The following is a 17,038-nucleotide window of genomic DNA, read 5'->3' on the forward strand; positions in this document are numbered from 1 at the left end:
CGGGTCAAGCCCGAGGGTGACGCGTAGTGGGTGGTTGAGATCAATCGCCGGCATTGTTCAATCGGGACAGGCTGATAGAGTGACGCTCTCAACTCTGGGGCGGATGCTTTGATCGGTATCGAGTATTTTCTGGCTACGCTTCTGGCAGAGTTTCATGTCGTGGCCGCGATCATGGCCGCTGTCTATGTGCTGGCCTTTATCTGCGCGGTGCGCGAGATCATGAATTCGCGGACGTCGCAGGGATCCATTGCCTGGATCCTGGCGCTGGCGCTGCTGCCGCTGCCCACGGTCTTTCTCTATCTGCTGTTCGGCTGGAAGGCGTTTGACGATTATGCCACCGACCGCATTCGCAATGGCCGTGCGGCGCGACCGTTGCGTGCCAAGGACCTGGCGTTGATCGACCGGGAAACCAGCCATAAATGGCCGGTGCAGGTAAAGGTGTCGGAAGTGCCGTTTCTCAACGGCAATGACGTGGAATTGCTGGTCGATGGGCGGGCGACGTTCGACTCGATCTTTGCGGGCATCGAGAAGGCCAGGGATTACCTGCTGGTGCAGTTCTACATCGTGCGGGACGATGCGCTGGGCCAGGAACTGGCGGAGCGGCTGATCGAGCGGGCCAATGCCGGGGTGAAGGTCTATCTGCTCTATGACGATATCGGCAGCACCGGCATGCCCAAGCGCTACCGGGCCGAATTGCGCAAGGCGGGGATCAAGGTGGCCGGTTTCAACCAGCGGCACAAATTCCTGCGCTTCTATGGGCCGACCCGGATCAACTATCGCAACCACCGCAAGATCGTGGTGGTGGATGGCGAGCATGCCTGGGTGGGCGGGCATAATGTGGGCGTGGAATATCTCGGCGAAGATCTGCGTTTCGGGCGTTGGCGCGATACGCATGTGCGGGTTTCGGGGCCGGCGGCTCTGGGCTGTGCGCTGCTGTTCCGCGAGGACTGGGAATGGGCGACCGGCGAAGTGTTGCCGGCGACGCCGCCCGAGACGGTAGAGACGCCCGGAGATCAATCCGTGCTGGTGATGGGAAGCGGGCCGGCCGACAAGCTGGAAGAATGCGCCATCGCCTTTACCGACCTTATCGGGCGGGCGCGAGAGCGAGTATGGATTGTCAGCCCGTATTTCGTGCCCGATACCGATATCCGCACGGCGCTTTATGCCGCCAAGCTGCGGGGCGTGGATGTGCGGGTAATGCTGCCCAACGAGCCGGACCACAAGCTGGTCTGGCTGGCCAGCATTGCCCATGCCGATGCGATGATTGAGCATGGCGTATCCATCTATCGCTATCAGGATGGGTTCCTGCACCAGAAGGTGGTGCTTATGGACGACCAGATCGCCTCCATCGGCAGCGTCAATTTCGACAACCGCTCCTTTGCCATCAATTTCGAGATCACCTTGTGGTTTGCCGACCAGCAGACCATCGACAATGTCGAGGCCATGCTGCTGGAGGACTTCAAGCTCTGCCGGCAGGTCGGACTGGAAGAGGTCAAGGGCCGTCCGCTGACCATGCGCTTCCTGACCCAGGCCGCCCGCCTGCTCTCTCCCCTGCTCTGAGTTTTTTCGCCATGACCGATTTCCTGTTTCGCGACGACAGCTACCTGCAATCGACCCCGGCAACGGTGATCGAGGTGACCGGGGATGGCGGGATCGTGCTCGATCGGACGGTGTTCTATGCCGCTTCCGGCGGGCAGCCGGGAGACAGCGGGACGATCACGCGGGCTGATGGATCGGTGATCGTGATTGCGATGGCGCTGCATCCAGACGGCGACAAGACGCGGATCGCGCATGTGCCGGCGGAGGGACAAGGCACGGTTGAAGTCGGTGAGGCCGTGACCGCAGGGATCGACTGGGCGCGGCGCTATCGGCTGATGCGGATGCATACGGCGCTGCATCTGCTGTCGGTGGTGTTTCCGTTTGCTGTGACCGGTGGCTCGGTGGGCGAGGACAAGGGGCGGCTCGATTTCGACATGCCTGAAGTGCCCGAGGACCTGCCGGCGCTGGAGGCGGCGCTCAACGAACTGGTGGCGGGCAATCATGCGGTGACGCAGGAATGGATTACCGATGCCGAAATGACCGCCAATCCGGACCTGATCAAGACGATGAACGTCAAGCCGCCCATGGGCCAGGGGCGCGTGCGGCTGATCCGCATCGGCGATGTGGACCTGCAGCCCTGCGGCGGGACGCATGTGCGCAATACCAGCGAGATCGGGCGGCTGGCGCTGGGCAAGATCGAGAAAAAGGGCAAGCAGAACCGGCGCGTGAGCGTAGTTTTCGCTGAATAGAATCCGCTACCGCACCGGCGGGGCGTAGAGCTGGCCGCCATTGGTCCAGAGGGCATTCTGGCCACGCAGCAGAGCCGCGCCGGTTTGCGGGCCGAAATGCCGGTCATACATCTCGCCGTAATTGCCGACGGCGCGCAGCACATTGGCCATGAAGGACGGGGCCAGGCCCAGCGGAGTGCCGAAATCGCCCTCGACGCCGAGGATGCGGCGCACGGCGGGGGTGCGGGCGGCGAGCAGGGAATCCACATTGGCCTGGGTGATACCGACTTCTTCGGCATTGATCAGGGTGAACAGCGTCCAGCGGACGATGTTAAACCATTGCGGATCGCCCTCGCGGACCACCGGGCCGAGCAGTTCCTTGGAGATGCGCTCGGGCAGGATGCGATGGGCGGAGGGATCGGGCAGCGCGCGGCGGATGGCCTGAAGCTGGCGGCCGGAGGCCGACACCGCCTGGCAGAGGCCGGCCTGGTAAGCGACAGCCAGATCGGAGACATCCTCGTAGGGCACTTCGGTATAGCTGGCCTGGTTGGCGAAGAAGAATTCCTGGATACGCTCCAGTTCCTCGCCGCCATCGATGACGCAGACACTGACATCGTCGAGCTCGAAAGCCGAAACGGCGCCGAGCGATTGCGGCACGAGGAAAGCCTGGCCATCGAAGAAGGCGGTACCGACATAGGCGGCGCCATAAAGCGTGTCGCGGCGCTCGGTCCAGGGGCCATTGCGGGTCAGCACGTCCACCATGCCGGTCTGGAGCGACGCGAAGCGGGTTTCGCCGCGCAGGGCGCGGAACTCGATCTTCTCCGGATCGCCGAAGATGGCGGCGGCAATGCCGCGGCAGAGATCGACGTCAAAGCCTGACCAGCGACCCTGGGAGTCCTGCTGTGCGAAGCCGGGCAGCGCATTGGTGGCGGCGCAGATGAGAAAGCCGCGCTCACGCACCATATCCAGGGTTTGCGCACTGGCCGGAGCGACGGCGAGCATCAGCAGGCAGGCAAAGCCCGCCGCCAAAGACAGCAATCGCTTGAAAAATCTGGTCAAACCGGCGGCTTCCCTTGCCTTGCACCAACATATTGGCAGGCGGGGGCACATGGTCAAGCCGGAGGACGGATTGCCCTGTGCATTAATGCAAGGGCAATCCGGGATCGCGCCTCAGTGCAGAATCTGGCTGAGGAAGAGCTTGGTGCGCTCGTGCTGCGGGTTCGAGAAGAAGGCCTCGGGCTCGTTCTGCTCGATGATCTGGCCCTGATCCATGAAGATGACGCGATTGGCCACCTGACGGGCAAAGCCCATTTCGTGGGTCACGCAGATCATGGTCATGCCGTCTTCGGCCAGCGAGATCATCACTTCGAGCACTTCCTTGACCATTTCGGGGTCGAGGGCGGAGGTCGGCTCGTCGAACAGCATGATGCGCGGCTGCATGCAGAGCGAGCGGGCGATGGCGACGCGCTGCTGCTGGCCGCCCGAAAGCTGGCCCGGAAACTTCAGGGCCTGTTCGGGAATCTTGACCCGCTCGAGATAGTGCATCGCCGTCTCCTCGGCCTCGGCCTTGGGAATGCCGCGCACCCAGATGGGGGCCAGGGTAAGGTTCTGCAGGATGGTCAGATGGGGGAACAGGTTGAAGTGCTGGAACACCATGCCCACTTCGCGGCGCACCTCGTCGATGCGCTTGAGGTCGGCCGTCAGTTCCGTCCCGTTGACGATGATCTGACCTTCCTGATGCTCCTCCAACCGGTTGATGCAGCGGATGAGCGTCGACTTGCCGGAGCCCGAGGGGCCGGCAATGACGATGCGCTCGCCTTCCATCACCTTGAGGTTGATGTCGCGCAGCACATGGAAGTCGGAATACCATTTGTGCATGCCGATGACCTCGATGGCCACATTGGTCGAGGAGACCTGCATGTGGGACGTATCGACCGGGCGATCCACGGTAGTTTCGGAAACCTGAGACATTGAACTACCTCTTGTAGCCAGTATTGAGACGGCGCTCCATATAGATGGAGTAGCGCGACATGCCGAAGCAGAAGACCCAGAACACCATGGCGGCAAACAGGTAGCCGGTGGTGGCCGTATTGGCGGACTGCCATTCGAGCGCGGTATCGTTCTTGGTCTTCACCGCTTCGAGCAGGTCTTTCATGCCCACGATGTAGACAAGCGACGTATCCTTGAAGAGCGCGATGAAGCTGTTCACGATGCCCGGGATCACATGCTTGAGAGCCTGGGGCAGGATGATGAAATACATCCGCTGCCAGTAGCTGAGACCGAGCGATGCACCCGCTTCATATTGCCCGCGCGGGATGGCCTGGAGACCCCCACGCACCACTTCGGCCATATAGGCAGAGGTGAAGAGCGTGACACCCACCAGAGCGCGCAGCAATTTGTCGATGGTCATGCCCTGGGGCATGAACAGCGGCAGCATGATCGACGCCATGAACAGGACGCTGATAAGCGGTACGGCGCGAACCAGTTCGATGAAGCCGATGCACAGCGTCTTGATCACAGGCATCTTGGACTGCCGCCCCAGCGCCAGGATGATGCCGATAGGGAAGGACAAGGTGATGCCGACCACCGAAATGATCAGGGTGACCAGCAGGCCGCCCCACTTTTCGGTCGGCATCGGCTTGAGGCCGAAGACGCCGCCGGCCAGCAGATAGTAGCTGACGATGGGGTAGACGAACAGGAACAGCACCGCATTGGTGCGCTTGAACGGCACCTTGGGCATCAGCAGCGGGATAAGCAGCGCCGCCCCGAGAGCGAAGACAATGTTGGGACGCCACTGTTCGGGGATGTCGTAGAAGCCGTAGATGAAGAATTCCATCTCGCTGTGGATATAGGCCCAGCAGGCTCCCGCATTCTCCATGCGGCATTCCTCGACGGTCCCGGCGGGACCGACGGCATGGCCGATGAAGAAATTGTAGATCGGCGGGATGATCCAAAGCAGGAAGATGGCGCCCAGCACCGTGAGCACGCCATCCAGCGGAGTGGCGAACAGGTTCTTCTGCGCCCAGGCCACCGCACCGCTGGTGCGGTGCGGCGCGGGCCGGGCGTCAACCATGTCTGCACGAACGAATCCGATATCGGTCATGGCGGGCTCCTACCTTTCCACCAGACTGACGCGGGCATTGTACCAGTTCATGATCACCGAGGTCAGAAGAGAGAAGATGAGATAGACCAGCATCGTCAGCGCGATACATTCGATGGCGCGGCCGGTCTGGTTCAGGGCCGTCCCCGCGAAGACGTTGACCAGTTCGGGATAGCCGATGGCCGCGCCAAGCGAAGAGTTCTTCGTGAGGTTGAGATATTGGCTCGTCAGCGGTGGCACGATGACGCGCATGGCCTGGGGCACGATGACCAGCCGCAGCCGATCGCCTTCCTTGAGGCCGAGCGATTGGGCCGCCTCTGTCTGCCCCTTGTTGACGGCCTGGATGCCCGCGCGCACCGTTTCGGCAATGAACGATGCCGTATAGACCGTGAGGCCGAAGGCGAGCGCGACGAATTCAGGCGGTAATTGCAGGCCGCCACGGAAATTGAAGCGCTCCAGAACGGGGACTTCAAAGGCCAGCGTCGCGTCGGTCAGCCAATAGACGAGGGCCGGTACGCCAATCACGATCAGCGCCATGAGCGCCAGCGGAAAGCGCGCCTCGCTGGGCGGGCGTTCCAGCGCGCCGGAATAGACCACGCGGGCAATGACCAGGGCGACGGCCGCGCTCACGGCGGTGGTAACGAAGCCGGGAAGCGACGAGAACATGCCGCCGATCGCGGTATCGAGGATCAGGAAGGCAATGACGAAGCTCAGCACGCCCCGCGCCAGCGCCGCGAAGCGCGTGACCGACAATGCCGCGATCACGACGGCAAGGATCGCCGCCAGCATGGGTGCATTGGAGATCGGGAAGATCACCGCGAGCAGGACCAGCAGGGCAACGAAGGCAATCAGAAAGGTGATGCAGGCATCGGCAGCCTTGCCGGCCAGAACGATCTGGCGCGGGTAACGCCCCGTCAGCGTGCGGGTGCGCAGCGCCCAGACGCTCAGCGCGATCGCCACGATGACGGCAAGGCCGAAAGTGACCATGACCCAGGTGAACTCCTGGTCCGGCGTGGGCCGTGGCAGCATCAGGCCGCGCTGATTGATGAAGATATCGAAGGGCAGAGCCAGCGACTCGCGTACGGCCGGCATCGCCTTGAGCACGGCGAAGTACCAGAAGAATAGTTGCAGCAGCAGCGGGATGTTGCGGATGGTCTCGATATAGACCGTGGCCAGGCGCGACACGATGAAATTGCTGGAGAGGCGCGCAATGCCGATGGTGAAGCCCAGCATGGTGGCCAGAACGATACCGATGAAGGCAACCAGCAGGGTATTGGTGATGCCGACCAGGAAGGCTTCCCAGTAAAAGGAGGCGCGCGACCAGGGCAGCAGGGAGAAGCTGATGTCGAAACCAGCGGTCTTCCAGAGGAAATCGAAGCCGGTCGTCTTGTTCTGCGCGGCAAGGTTCGCGGCAGTGTTGCCGACGATCCAGGCAATGAAGGCAATCAGCAGGCCGGCCACGACGACCTGGTAGATGATGCCGCGGATTACCGGATCGTTGAAAAACGAAACCCTGGGGGCCGCAGCGGGCCCCGTATCAAGTGTGGTCATGTGATAGGTGTCCCCAGGCCATGACGGCCGTTCCACGCGCCACCCCGAGGGGGCGGACGACGGAACAAAAGCATCCGGCGCCCCACAAGGGAGCGCCGGGCTTGTTCAGTTTAGCGGATCGGCGCGGCGTACTGGATGCCACCATCTTTCCACAGCGCGTTCAGACCGCGCTCCAGCCCAATCGGGGTGGAGGGACCAACGTTGCGCTCGAAGGACTCGGCGTAGTTACCGACCAGCTTGACGATCTGGTAGGCCCAGTCCTTGGTGAGGCCGAGCGGGGTGCCGAAGTCACCTTCAACGCCGAGCAGGCGCTTGACGGCCGGGTTGTCCGAACCGAGCATCTCATCGACATTGGCCGACGAAACGCCGAGTTCCTCGGCTTCGAGCAGGGCAAAGTAGGTCCAGCGGGCAATGTTGAACCAGGTGGTGTCACCGGCGCGGACCACGGGGCCGAGAGGCTCCTTGGAGATGATTTCCGGCAGGATGATGTGGTCGGCCGGGTTGGCGAACTTGGAACGCTCGGCAGCCAGGGCCGAGGAGTCCGTGGTGTACACGTCGCAGCGGCCGTCTTCATAGGCCTTCACCACTTCGTCCTGGTCGACGAAGACCACGGTGTTGAATTCCATGCTGTTGGCGGCGAAGTAGTCGGCCGCGTTCAGCTCGGTGGTGGTACCCGATTCGATGCAGATGGCGGCGCCGCTGAGGTCGAGAGCGGATTCGATGCCATCGGCCTTGCGAACCATGAAGCCCTGGCCGTCATAGTACATGGTGCCGACGAAGCTGATGCCGAGCTGGGTGTCGCGGCTCATCGTCCAGGTGGTGGTGCGCGACAGCACGTCGACTTCGCCAGCAGACAGCGCGGTGAAGCGTTCCTGGCTGGTCAGCGAAGTGTAGCGGACGGCATCGGCATCGTTGAAGATGGCGGCAGCCATGGCCCGGCAGAAGTCGACTTCAAGCCCGGTCCAGACGTTGTTCGAATCCGGCGCGGAGAAGCCGGCGACGCCGCCCGTCACACCGCATTGAAGATAGCCCTTGGCCTTCACGTCATCGAGAATGGCCGCCTGTGCCGTCGTCGCTACGAGGCCAAGAGAGGCCGCGAGAGCGATCGTTGCGAGCGTTTTTTGCATTGTATTGCCTTTTTGTTTCCTGACCCTGCATCCGGAGCTCATCAGGCTTGCGCCAGCGTCCCCGGTGGCACCGCCGCCTTTGAATGGCGGTTGTGATGCTGTTAAGCATGCAAGCGTCTATTGACCGTTGCGTCAAGGGCTCATGGCCGCTTGGGACAGCAAACCTGTCACTTAATTAGCCATGTATGGCAGAATGACCTGAATTTAAGCACTGAGTCTTTGTATGAACCACAAGAAAAACGGCAGTACTTCCGGGCAATCCATCGAAACAGTGCTGACCCATGGCGGCCGGGAACCCGACGAGCAGTTCGGCTTCGTCAATACCCCGGTCTATCGGGGCTCGACCGTGCTGTTCAAAACGCTTGGCGATATCGAGGCGCAGCAGCAGCGCTATCTCTATGGCAGGGCGGGCAACCCTACGACGGAAGGTGTCGAGGCTATCGTCACCGAACTGGAGGGGGCGTATCGCACAAGGCTGGTGCCCTCGGGACTGGCTGCGATCACCATTGCGCTACTGAGCTGCGTCAAGGCCGGTGACGACATCCTGGTCACCGACAGCGCCTATGAGCCAGGCCGGGTGTTCAGCGACGGATTCCTGGCGCGGATGGGGGTGACGACCCGCTATTACGATCCGCGCATCGGCGCAGGTCTGGCGGATATGATGCAGCCCAATACGCGTGCCGTTCTGGCCGAAAGCCCGGGTTCGCTGACTTTCGAAGTGCAGGACATTCCGGCACTGGCCGAGGCCGCGCATGGCGGGGGCGCCCGACTCATCGTCGACAACAGTTGGGCGAGCCCGCTCTATCACCAGCCGCTGGCGCTGGGCGCCGATCTTGTCGTGCATGCGGGCACCAAGATGTTCGTCGGCCATTCCGATGCCTTCGCGGGCACGATCTCCACCACCGAGGAAGCCTGGGCCGAGGTGGAGCGGACGCGCGCGCATCTTGGCTTCTTCACCTCTGGGGACGATGCCTTCCTCGTGCGCGCGGGGCCTGCGGACGCTGGCCATTCGCATGAAGGAGCATCAGGAGCGAGCACTGGACATTGCCGGCTGGCTGGAGGGGCAGGACGAGGTGGTGCAGGTGTTGCACCCGGCGCTGCCGAGCCATCCGGATCATGCGCTGTGGCAGCGGGACTTTACCGGTTCGGGGAGCCTGTTCAGCGTGTTGCTGGCACCTGCCCCGCGCGCGTCGGTGGCGGCGTTCGTGGATGGGCTGGAATTGTTCACGATGGGCTATTCGTGGGGCGGCTATGAAAGCCTGTGCACGCCGGTAAAGCTGGGCAAGAATCGTACGGCCAAGCCATGGACAGCGGAAGGGAACCTGTTCCGCCTGCATGTCGGGCTGGAAGGCGTCGAGGACCTGAAGGCAGACCTCAAGGCCGCGATCGACCGCTATGCAAAGGCGCGCTGAACGGCGCGCCTGATGGCGACGAACGGCCGACGGGCGATACGACCGTCGGGGCGCATGATGAACAGCCAGCCGCGGCGGGCAAAGACATTGCGCACCAGGTAGGCGCCGAGCATGCCGACGATGAGCCCGCCGAAAACGTCGGTGGGATAGTGCATGCCCACGGGCACGCGCGAAACGCCAACCACGGCGCCGATGACGAAGAACAGCGGAAACAGCCGCGGCCAGAGAAAGCCGATGGTGAAAGCCAGAGCGATGGCCGTGGTGGTATGGCCGGAGGGAAAACTCTGGAACTGCCAGTCGTTGAAGAGATTCTGGAACGAGAAGGCGCCGGAAATCTCGAATTCGCTGGGGCGACTACGGCCGATCAGGCGCTTGAGCAGATTGGCGATGAGGCCCGGCGCGCCGACGCCGAGGAAGATGAAGCCGGACAGCAGCGTGATCTCGATCGCCACGAGGCGTGCCAGGTGCCTGAGCAGCAGCGCGGCGGGCAATGCGAGGATGAAGACTGCCAGCGATGGAATGAGCACCCAGTCCGACAGGCCATAATCGGTGATGAAGAAAAACGGGGCACGCCACTGCTCGGGCCAGCCGATGGCGCCGCGCGAGGCCCAGACATCGATCTGCGACAGCACGGCAATGCCGAGCACGACGCCCAGGCAGAACCAGGGCCAGCGGCGACTATCGAGGCCCAATGGCCAAGGCTTGGTGAGATCGATCATGCCGGTGTTTTTGCGGGCGATGCCCCCTGCCCGTCAATAGTGCGAAGGGCCGCATCGGCAGCTTGCCCTTTGGAACCGAACACGGTAACGGAATGGGCGATCTCGGAGTGTAGCTCAGCCTGGTAGAGCACCGGTTTTGGGAACCGGGGGTCCAAAGTTCGAATCTTTGTACTCCGACCATCGCACCTGCATCGTATTGAGGACCATGCATGATCGCCCGTATCTACCGCCCGGCCCCCAACGCCATGCAGTCGGGGAAAGGGAAATCCAGGCAGTGGGTTCTGGTTTATGAACCGGCGAGCCCGCGCGAAATCGATCCGCTGATGGGCTATACGAGTTCGGGCGATACCCGCCAGCAGGTGCGCCTCAGCTTCGAAACGCAGGAAGAGGCGGAGGCCTATGCGCAGAAGAGCGGCATCGCCTATTCGGTGCAGCCGGCGCATGACGCCACGCCCAAGCGCCAGAGCTACCCCGACAATTTCCGCGCGGACCGCAAGACACCCTGGACGCATTAGGTTTCCTGCAACAGGAATGACGCAACGCGCCACAAGTGATTGTGGCGCTTTTGTTTTTCGGAGATTGCATGGATACCGTCCTGTTGATCGTGCTGATTGGAGCCGTCGCAGCGGGGTTTGCGCAAGGCGTGTCCGGCTTTGCCTTTTCGCTGGTGGCCCTGTCGATCTGGGCCTGGGCCGTCGATCCGCAACTAGCGGCCCCGATGGCGGTTTTTGGCTCGCTCATCGGCCAATTGGCGGCCCTGCCCTGGGTGTGGCGTGGATTTGATATCAGGCGCCTGCTGCCACTGGTCATCGGCGGCCTGATCGGCGTCCCGTTCGGCGTGATGCTGCTGCAATGGGTCGATCCCACGCTGTTCAAATTCGCGCTGGGCGTGTTCCTGCTGCTTTATTGCCCGATCATGCTGCTGCTGCCGCCAGATTATGCCTGGAGGCATGGCGGGCGGATTGCCGATGGCACAGCCGGGCTCGCCGGCGGCGTGCTGGGTGGACTGGCGGGAATCTCGGGGCCGGTGCCGGCGCTTTGGACCACATTGCGGGGCTGGGACAAGGAAACCCAGCGGGGCGTGCTGCAAGCTTTCAACATCGCCATGCATATCATCACGCTCAGTGCCTATACGCTGTCAGGCGGCATCACGGGCGAGGCGCTGGTGATGTTCGCCTGGATCGCGCCGGCCCTGGCGATTCCGGCGGTGCTGGGCGTATTGGTGTTCCGGCGGCTGGCGATGCAGACATTCCGGCGCCTGATTCTGCTGCTGCTCCTGGTGTCCGGACTGACTCTGGTGTGGGGGAGTGTGGCGGCCTGGCTCTAGCCTTTGGCGCCATACACCCTATCTTGGGCAGGCCACATTGAGGGAATTGTCCATGAAGCTATCGGCCCGTTGCCTGCTCCCTGCCCTTGCCGCGCTCGGCCTTGCTTTGCCTGCACAGGCCCAGCCGGCCATGTGGGAAGTTCGCGACGCTGACAGCGCGATCTGGTTGTTCGGCTCGTTCCATGTGTTGCCTGAAGGGACGGCGTGGCGGACGGAACTGTTCGACACCATTCTGGCCGATGCCGAGAAGATCGTGTTCGAGACCGATATCCGCCCGGCAGCGGCAGCGCAGGTGGGTGCCGAGGCCTATCTGCGTGGCATCTATACCGACGGCACATTGCTGACCGACGTGCTGGGCGAAACGATCGAGACGCAATTGCGCGCGAAGGCGGCCGATATCGACATGCCAATGGGCATGGTGCAGGCGATGAAGCCGTGGCTGGCGGCCAACACGATCACGGTACAGGCCATGGCCGGCAAGGGTTTTGCCGCGGAGGGCGTGGAACTGCTGCTGCTGCCTGACCTGCCGGAGGAGCGGCTCGGCTTCCTCGAAACGGGCAGCGAGCAACTCGAAGTGCTGGCGGGCGCATCGGACGAGGAACAGGTCGCCATGCTGGTGGCAACGCTGGACCAACTCGATACGCTGCCCAAGGTGATGGACAAGATGCTGCGAAGCTGGATGAACGGCACGCCGGACCAGTTGAGCGATGTGTTCATCACCGGAATGGGCGGCTATGAGGCAGGCTTCCTGGAACGGCTGCTCTATGCGCGCAACCGCAACTGGATCGCGCCGATCGAAACCATGCTGGCTGACAATAGCGAGAACCTGATCGTGGTGGGCGCAGCCCATCTGATCGGGGAAAACAACGTGCTCGAACTGCTGGAGCAGGCTGGATACGCGGTCGAGCGGATTCAGTAGGTTGCTTGAAGGGGATACCCCCACCTAGCCTCCCCCTGACAGGGGGAGGAATTCGCGCAGTGGTGGTGGCACTATATTGCCCCCTCAGACATCGCTGAGCTTGGTCCACTTGCCGTCGTTCTGGCTCGACTGCACCGAGGCCACGATGAATTGCATGCCTTCGACGCCGTCGGCCAGGGTGGGCAGCAGACCCTCATAGGCGGCCCCATCGCCGCGGATGATGGCGGCGAACTGGCTGTAGAGCGTGGCGAAGGCTTCCAGATACCCTTCGGGGTGGCCGGAGGGAATGCGGACATTCATGGTCGAGGCGGCATTGCCGGAAATAGCGCCGCCGCGAGTCAGCAACTGCCTGGGTTTGCCGAATTCGGTGAACCACATGTAGTTGGGATTATCCTGGCGCCATTCCAGGCCCCCCTTGTCGCCATAGACGCGGAGCTGGAGGCCGTTTTCGTTGCCGACGGCGACCTGGCTGGCCCAGAGCATGCCTCTGGCGCCGCCTTCGAAACGCAGCAGGATGTGAACGTTATCGTCGAGCTGGCGGCCCGGCACGAAGCTGGTGAGATCGGCCGAAACAGAATCGGTCTTAAGGCCGGTTACGAAGCGGGCGAGGTTATAAGCGTGGGTGCCGATATCGCCGATGGCGCCGCCGGCGCCGGAGCGGGCCGGATCAGTGCGCCAGGAGGCCTGCTTGTTGTCGTCACCGGTAGCTTCGGTGAGCCAATCCTGCGGGTATTCGGCCTGGATGACGCAGATCTTGCCGAGTGCACCGGAGGCGACGAGTTCGCGGGCCTGCCGGATCAGGGGATAGCCGGTGTAATTGTGGGTCAGCAGGAATTTGGCGCCGTTCTTCGGCTTGATCTCGGCCAGCTTGCGGGCATCTTCGAGCGTCGAGGTAACCGGCTTGTCGCAGATGACATGAATGCCGGCTTCGAGGAAGGCCTTGGCCGGGCCGTAATGCATGTGATTGGGCGTAACGATGGAGACAGCCTCGATGCCGTCCGGACGAGCGGCTTCGGCCCGGGCCATCTCTTCATACGAGGTGTAGATGCGGTCTTCGGCCAGGCCGATATTGCGGCCGGATTCCTTTGCCACATCGGGGCGCGACGACAGGGCGCCGGCCACCAGTTCGTAGTCGCCATCGATACGGGACGCCACGCGGTGAACATAGCCGATAAAAGCTCCCGTGCCACCGCCGACCATGCCCAGGCGAATGCGCTTTGCGCCGTTTTCAGCCATTGATGCCTCCTCAATATTCCAGCCTCTGGCTGGATGGTGCCACGACCTCGTGGTTCGACAGGCTCACCATGAGGTCTACTGAAAGTTCGAGTGGCCCTCATCCTGAGCCTGTCGAAGGACGAGGGGCGGGGGTGGGTTACGAAAGCCCCAGAATCCTGCGGTTGGCCGCCAGATCGGTGCCCGACGCCGCGAAATCGTCGAAAGCCTTTTCGGTAACGCGGATGATGTGGTTGCTGATAAATTCGGCACCTTCGCGGGCACCGTCCTCGGGATGCTTGATGGCGCATTCCCATTCGAGCACGGCCCAGCCTTCGAAATCGTATTGCGCCATCTTGGAGAAGATGGAGGCGAAATCGACCTGACCGTCGCCGAGCGAGCGGAAGCGCCCTGCCCGGTTGATCCAGCTCTGATAGCCCGAATAGACGCCCTGGCGGCCGGTCGGGTTGAACTCGGCGTCCTTGACGTGGAACATCCTGATCCGCTCGTGATAGATGTCGATATAGTCGAGGTAATCGAGCTGCTGCAGCACGAAGTGGCTGGGATCGTAGAGCAGGTTGGCGCGCGGATGGTTGTTCACCCGCTCGAGGAACATCTCGTAGGTGATGCCGTCATGCAGGTCCTCGCCCGGATGAATCTCGTAGCAGAGGTCGATGCCGTTTTCGTCGAAGATGTCGAGGATCGGCGTCCAGCGGCGGGCCAGTTCGTCGAAGGCTTCTTCGACCAGGCCTGCGGGGCGCTGCGGGAAGGGATAAAGGAAGGGCCAGGCAAGCGCGCCCGAGAAGGTTGCATGCGCCTTGAGGCCGAGGTTTTTTGAAGCGGCAGCACACAGCTTGAGATGCTGCACGGCCCATTCCTGCCGCGCCTTGGGATTGCCATGCACCGCCGGAATGGCAAAGCCGTCCGACAGGGTGTCATAGACCGGGTGCACGGCGACCAGTTGGCCGATGATGTGGCTGGCCAGCTCGGTGATTTCCAGACCATGTTTGGCTGCGGTGCCCTTGAGCTCATCGGCATAGGTCTTTGATGTCGCGGCCTTCTCGATATCGATCAGGCTGTCGGCCCAGGTCGGAATCTGCACGCCCTTGTAGCCGTAATTGGCGGCCCAGCCGCAAATGGCGTCGAAGGAATTGAACGGCGCCGCATCCCCCGCGAACTGCGCCAGAAAAATAGCTGGCCCCTTGATGGTGCGCATATCGTTTCTCCTCGTTTCGAGCGCTTCGCGCCCTGGTCTTTTGCCGTTCATGCAAACAGGCGGCGGGTGCCCGCCGCCTGTCTGGCTCGTTAGTTGACAATGTTGACCGGCAGGTGATGCCTGTCAATGAGGTACGCACCTCACTACTTCAGCAGGGCCTGGGCCTCTGCGGGGGTGAGTGCCTTGGGGCGGTCGCAGGTGGTAGACAGGGTCAGCACCTGGCCGCTTTCGCCGGCCTTGAGCAGGCTGGTCATCACGTCCACCGCATGCAGCGCTACATCGAGGCCGCAGCGGGCATTATAGCCACCGTCGATCGAGGCGATCATGTCGGCCAGGCCCGCCGTGCGGTAATTGGCACGCGGATGCTCCTTGTCGAGGTCCTGATTGGCCTTGCCGAAGGGGTGATCCCAGGGGGTGACCTTGGTGCGGGTGCCGGAAATATCCGCGGTGACCAGATCGCCGCCGAAGAAGTTCGGATCGGGCACGAAGATCGAGCCATCGGTGCCGTAGAGCTCGATATTGTGGTGACCATGCGCCGCCACGTCCCAGCTTGCGCCCATGGTGATGATGGCGCCGGAGACGAATTCGAGCACGCCGTGGATCGTGGTGGGCGTGCCGACCTTGACGAAGGTGCCCTTGTAGGGGCCTTCGGCGGTCACTTCGCGCTCTGATCGGGCCATGTTGGTAAAGGCCGAGAGGCGCTTGACCGGGCCGAGCAGGTGGATCAGGTCGGTGACATAGTAAGGACCGAGATCGAGGATCGGGCCGGCGCCGGGCTGGAAGAAGAAGTCCGGATTGGGATGCCAGTGTTCCATGCCACGGCTCATGACATGGGTCGTGCCGCTCATGATCTTGCCGAGCTTGCCGCTGTCGATGATGTCGCGGGCCTGCTGGTGGGCACCGCCGAGGAAGGTATCGGGGGCAGAGCCGACCTTGAGGCCACGATCATCGGCGGCCTTTTTCAACGCCATGCCCTCTTCGAGGCTCAGCACGAAGGGCTTCTCGGAATAGGCATGCTTGCCGGCCGAGACGATATCCATCGACACCGCATAGTGGGTCGAGGGAATGGTGAGGTTCACGATGACGTCGATTTCGCTGTTCTTGAGCAGCTCGTCGGGCGTCTGTGCCGCCACGCCGAATTCCTCGGCGCGCTTCTGGGCGGCGGCGGGGAGGATGTCGGCGACGGCACGTACTTCGAGCCCCTTGAACAGGGGCGCGAGGCGCAGATAGGCGCTGGAGATATTGCCGGCACCCATGATGCCGACGCCAAAAGTCTTGGCCATCTGGATTACTTCCACTTGCTGGCGGTTGCGATGGAGCGCGTTGCGAAACGCTCGGCATCGGAGGGCTTGTCATGCTCGGCGACGAAATATTGCGCCTTGGTCTTGCTGGTGACCTTGCCGATCAGGTTGTCCCAATCGAGCACGCCATGGCCGACATCGGCCCAGCCGTCTTCATCGAGGTTCTGGCCCGATGGGGCGATGTCCTTGACGTGGACGGCGGTGATGCGGTTGCCATAGCGGTCGAACCAGGCGATCGGGTCGGCCTTGCCGCGCACGACCCAGGCCACGTCGCATTCCCATTCGATATCCGGCGCGGTTTCGAGGATGATTTCCATCGGTGTGCGGCCCGAAGTGGTCGGCACGAATTCGAAATCATGGTTGTGCCAGCCGAAGCCGTAGCCTTCCCTGGCATAGGTCTCGCCAGCCTTGGCCAGCGTCTCGGCCAGTTCGAGCCATTTGGACTCATCTTCGCTGCGACCCTCGGGGCCGATATGGGGGACGATGATCTTCTTGATGCCAAGCGTTTCGGCGGTCTTGAGCGTGGTCGAGACATCGGCGACCTGCGCCGGGCCGAAATGGCCGGTCGGCATGGAGAGGCCGTTCTTCTTGAGATTGGCGGCGAGGCCGGCGGCATCGGCATAAAGCCCGCCAAAGCCTTCGGTCTGCGTGTAGCCCAGCTTGCCCAGCTTGACGAGGAAGTCCTCGAGCGAAGGGACATTGCGGGCGCTGTAGAGCTGGAATGACAATTCGGTCATCGTGGCCTCTTGTATCGTTGGAATGGAGCCATGGCATCGCTTTTGGCGATGCAGGGGTAATGCTGTTCAGGGATGCTGTCGCGCCTGCCGGACAGGCCAATCACCGCAAAAGTAACATTTGGCCGGATAGCGGCGGGAGGACAGGAGCGG

At 62.4% G+C, this 17,038-nt stretch carries 16 protein-coding genes, 1 tRNA gene and 1 pseudogene; 8 read left to right on the forward strand and 10 right to left on the reverse strand.

Features of this window, described 5'->3' with window-relative positions; translation table 11 throughout:
* The first annotated feature begins 108 nt into the window (after positions 1–108).
* Positions 109–1,560, forward strand: coding sequence for a cardiolipin synthase (cls, locus tag NVV79_RS16325; protein WP_303991429.1), 1,452 nt, complete (start codon positions 109–111; stop codon positions 1,558–1,560).
* 11 nt (positions 1,561–1,571) lie between these two features.
* Positions 1,572–2,288 carry an alanyl-tRNA editing protein gene (locus NVV79_RS16330; RefSeq protein WP_303991431.1) on the forward strand — a complete coding sequence of 239 codons (717 nt, stop codon included), beginning with the start codon at positions 1,572–1,574 and terminating at the stop codon, positions 2,286–2,288.
* 6 nt (positions 2,289–2,294) lie between these two features.
* Here the strand turns inward: NVV79_RS16330 and NVV79_RS16335 are convergent, their stop codons facing one another.
* The 5 genes from NVV79_RS16335 to NVV79_RS16355 all read right to left on the reverse strand — a co-directional run bounded on the left by NVV79_RS16335 (position 2,295) and on the right by NVV79_RS16355 (position 8,045).
* Positions 2,295–3,326 carry an amino acid ABC transporter substrate-binding protein gene (locus NVV79_RS16335; RefSeq protein ID WP_303991433.1) on the reverse strand — a complete coding sequence of 344 codons (1,032 nt, stop codon included), beginning with the start codon at positions 3,324–3,326 and terminating at the stop codon, positions 2,295–2,297.
* Positions 3,327–3,437: 111 nt separating this feature from the next.
* Entirely contained in the window at positions 3,438–4,238 is an 801-nt protein-coding gene (locus NVV79_RS16340; RefSeq protein ID WP_303991435.1) for an amino acid ABC transporter ATP-binding protein, read from the reverse strand.
* A 4-nt stretch (positions 4,239–4,242) separates the two neighbouring features.
* Positions 4,243–5,370: an amino acid ABC transporter permease gene (locus tag NVV79_RS16345; protein ID WP_303991437.1), complete on the reverse strand. Its 1,128-nt coding sequence runs from the start codon at positions 5,368–5,370 to the stop codon at positions 4,243–4,245.
* Between the two features lie 9 nt (positions 5,371–5,379).
* Positions 5,380–6,918: an amino acid ABC transporter permease gene (locus tag NVV79_RS16350; protein ID WP_303991439.1), complete on the reverse strand. Its 1,539-nt coding sequence runs from the start codon at positions 6,916–6,918 to the stop codon at positions 5,380–5,382.
* 110 nt (positions 6,919–7,028) lie between these two features.
* Positions 7,029–8,045 carry an amino acid ABC transporter substrate-binding protein gene (locus tag NVV79_RS16355; protein ID WP_303991441.1) on the reverse strand — a complete coding sequence of 339 codons (1,017 nt, stop codon included), beginning with the start codon at positions 8,043–8,045 and terminating at the stop codon, positions 7,029–7,031.
* Between the two features lie 223 nt (positions 8,046–8,268).
* Here NVV79_RS16355 and NVV79_RS22675 point away from each other — a divergent pair.
* Both NVV79_RS22675 and NVV79_RS22680 read left to right on the forward strand, forming a co-directional pair.
* Positions 8,269–8,964 (forward strand): annotated as a pseudogene (locus NVV79_RS22675) (PLP-dependent aspartate aminotransferase family protein); the annotation flags it as partial.
* Positions 8,965–9,058: 94 nt separating this feature from the next.
* Positions 9,059–9,457 carry a PLP-dependent transferase gene (locus NVV79_RS22680; protein WP_369684739.1) on the forward strand — a complete coding sequence of 133 codons (399 nt, stop codon included), beginning with the start codon at positions 9,059–9,061 and terminating at the stop codon, positions 9,455–9,457.
* On the opposite strand, the gene NVV79_RS16365 is transcribed toward NVV79_RS22680, so the two are convergent.
* On the reverse strand, positions 9,439–10,176 hold the full coding sequence (locus NVV79_RS16365; RefSeq protein WP_303991442.1) for a phosphatase PAP2 family protein: 738 nt from the start codon (positions 10,174–10,176) through the stop codon (positions 9,439–9,441). The two genes, NVV79_RS22680 and NVV79_RS16365, sit on opposite strands and share 19 nt — an antisense overlap.
* Positions 10,177–10,279: 103 nt before the next feature.
* On the opposite strand from NVV79_RS16365, the gene NVV79_RS16370 reads away from it, so the two are divergent.
* From NVV79_RS16370 to NVV79_RS16385, 4 genes are all read left to right on the forward strand, one after another.
* Positions 10,280–10,356: transfer RNA gene (locus NVV79_RS16370), tRNA-Pro, on the forward strand.
* 29 nt (positions 10,357–10,385) lie between these two features.
* Positions 10,386–10,691: an ETC complex I subunit gene (locus tag NVV79_RS16375; RefSeq protein WP_303991443.1), complete on the forward strand. Its 306-nt coding sequence runs from the start codon at positions 10,386–10,388 to the stop codon at positions 10,689–10,691.
* A 68-nt stretch (positions 10,692–10,759) separates the two neighbouring features.
* Positions 10,760–11,503, forward strand: coding sequence for a sulfite exporter TauE/SafE family protein (locus NVV79_RS16380; protein WP_303991446.1), 744 nt, complete (start codon positions 10,760–10,762; stop codon positions 11,501–11,503).
* A gap of 52 nt (positions 11,504–11,555) precedes the next feature.
* On the forward strand, positions 11,556–12,422 hold the full coding sequence (locus tag NVV79_RS16385) for a TraB/GumN family protein (protein WP_303991447.1): 867 nt from the start codon (positions 11,556–11,558) through the stop codon (positions 12,420–12,422).
* An 84-nt stretch (positions 12,423–12,506) separates the two neighbouring features.
* Here NVV79_RS16385 and NVV79_RS16390 read toward each other — a convergent pair whose 3' ends face one another.
* The 4 genes from NVV79_RS16390 to NVV79_RS16405 form a co-directional block, all read right to left on the reverse strand.
* Positions 12,507–13,658 (reverse strand): Gfo/Idh/MocA family protein, encoded by a 1,152-nt coding sequence (locus tag NVV79_RS16390; RefSeq protein ID WP_303991448.1) that lies wholly within the window; start codon positions 13,656–13,658, stop codon positions 12,507–12,509.
* Between the two features lie 136 nt (positions 13,659–13,794).
* A complete protein-coding gene (locus NVV79_RS16395; protein ID WP_303991449.1) occupies positions 13,795–14,850 on the reverse strand; it encodes a sugar phosphate isomerase/epimerase in 1,056 nt (351 codons plus the stop codon).
* Between the two features lie 143 nt (positions 14,851–14,993).
* Complete coding sequence (locus tag NVV79_RS16400; protein ID WP_303991450.1) at positions 14,994–16,133, reverse strand: Gfo/Idh/MocA family protein; 1,140 nt, start codon at positions 16,131–16,133, stop codon at positions 14,994–14,996.
* Positions 16,134–16,138: 5 nt separating this feature from the next.
* Positions 16,139–16,888, reverse strand: coding sequence for a sugar phosphate isomerase/epimerase (locus NVV79_RS16405; RefSeq protein ID WP_303991451.1), 750 nt, complete (start codon positions 16,886–16,888; stop codon positions 16,139–16,141).
* Between the last annotated feature and the right edge of the window lie 150 nt (positions 16,889–17,038).

Origin of the sequence: Devosia ginsengisoli, assembly GCF_024707105.1 — a bacterium.
GTDB lineage: Bacteria > Pseudomonadota > Alphaproteobacteria > Rhizobiales > Devosiaceae > Devosia > Devosia ginsengisoli_A.

Bases quoted from the DNA above. Each gene is read 5' to 3' on its own strand.
- NVV79_RS16345 (WP_303991437.1), bottom strand. From the start codon at position 5,370: ATGACCGATATCGGATTCGTTCGTGCAGACATGGTTGACGCCCGGCCC.
- NVV79_RS16400 (WP_303991450.1), bottom strand. From the start codon at position 16,133: ATGGCCAAGACTTTTGGCGTCGGCATCATGGGTGCCGGCAATATCTCC.
- NVV79_RS16380 (WP_303991446.1), top strand. From the start codon at position 10,760: ATGGATACCGTCCTGTTGATCGTGCTGATTGGAGCCGTCGCAGCGGGG.
- NVV79_RS16330 (WP_303991431.1), top strand. From the start codon at position 1,572: ATGACCGATTTCCTGTTTCGCGACGACAGCTACCTGCAATCGACCCCG.
- NVV79_RS16390 (WP_303991448.1), bottom strand. From the start codon at position 13,658: ATGGCTGAAAACGGCGCAAAGCGCATTCGCCTGGGCATGGTCGGCGGT.
- NVV79_RS16340 (WP_303991435.1), bottom strand. From the start codon at position 4,238: ATGTCTCAGGTTTCCGAAACTACCGTGGATCGCCCGGTCGATACGTCC.
- NVV79_RS16355 (WP_303991441.1), bottom strand. From the start codon at position 8,045: ATGCAAAAAACGCTCGCAACGATCGCTCTCGCGGCCTCTCTTGGCCTC.
- NVV79_RS16395 (WP_303991449.1), bottom strand. From the start codon at position 14,850: ATGCGCACCATCAAGGGGCCAGCTATTTTTCTGGCGCAGTTCGCGGGG.
- NVV79_RS16385 (WP_303991447.1), top strand. From the start codon at position 11,556: ATGAAGCTATCGGCCCGTTGCCTGCTCCCTGCCCTTGCCGCGCTCGGC.
- NVV79_RS16375 (WP_303991443.1), top strand. From the start codon at position 10,386: ATGATCGCCCGTATCTACCGCCCGGCCCCCAACGCCATGCAGTCGGGG.
- NVV79_RS16365 (WP_303991442.1), bottom strand. From the start codon at position 10,176: ATGATCGATCTCACCAAGCCTTGGCCATTGGGCCTCGATAGTCGCCGC.
- NVV79_RS16350 (WP_303991439.1), bottom strand. From the start codon at position 6,918: ATGACCACACTTGATACGGGGCCCGCTGCGGCCCCCAGGGTTTCGTTT.
- NVV79_RS22680 (WP_369684739.1), top strand. From the start codon at position 9,059: ATGAAGGAGCATCAGGAGCGAGCACTGGACATTGCCGGCTGGCTGGAG.
- NVV79_RS16405 (WP_303991451.1), bottom strand. From the start codon at position 16,888: ATGACCGAATTGTCATTCCAGCTCTACAGCGCCCGCAATGTCCCTTCG.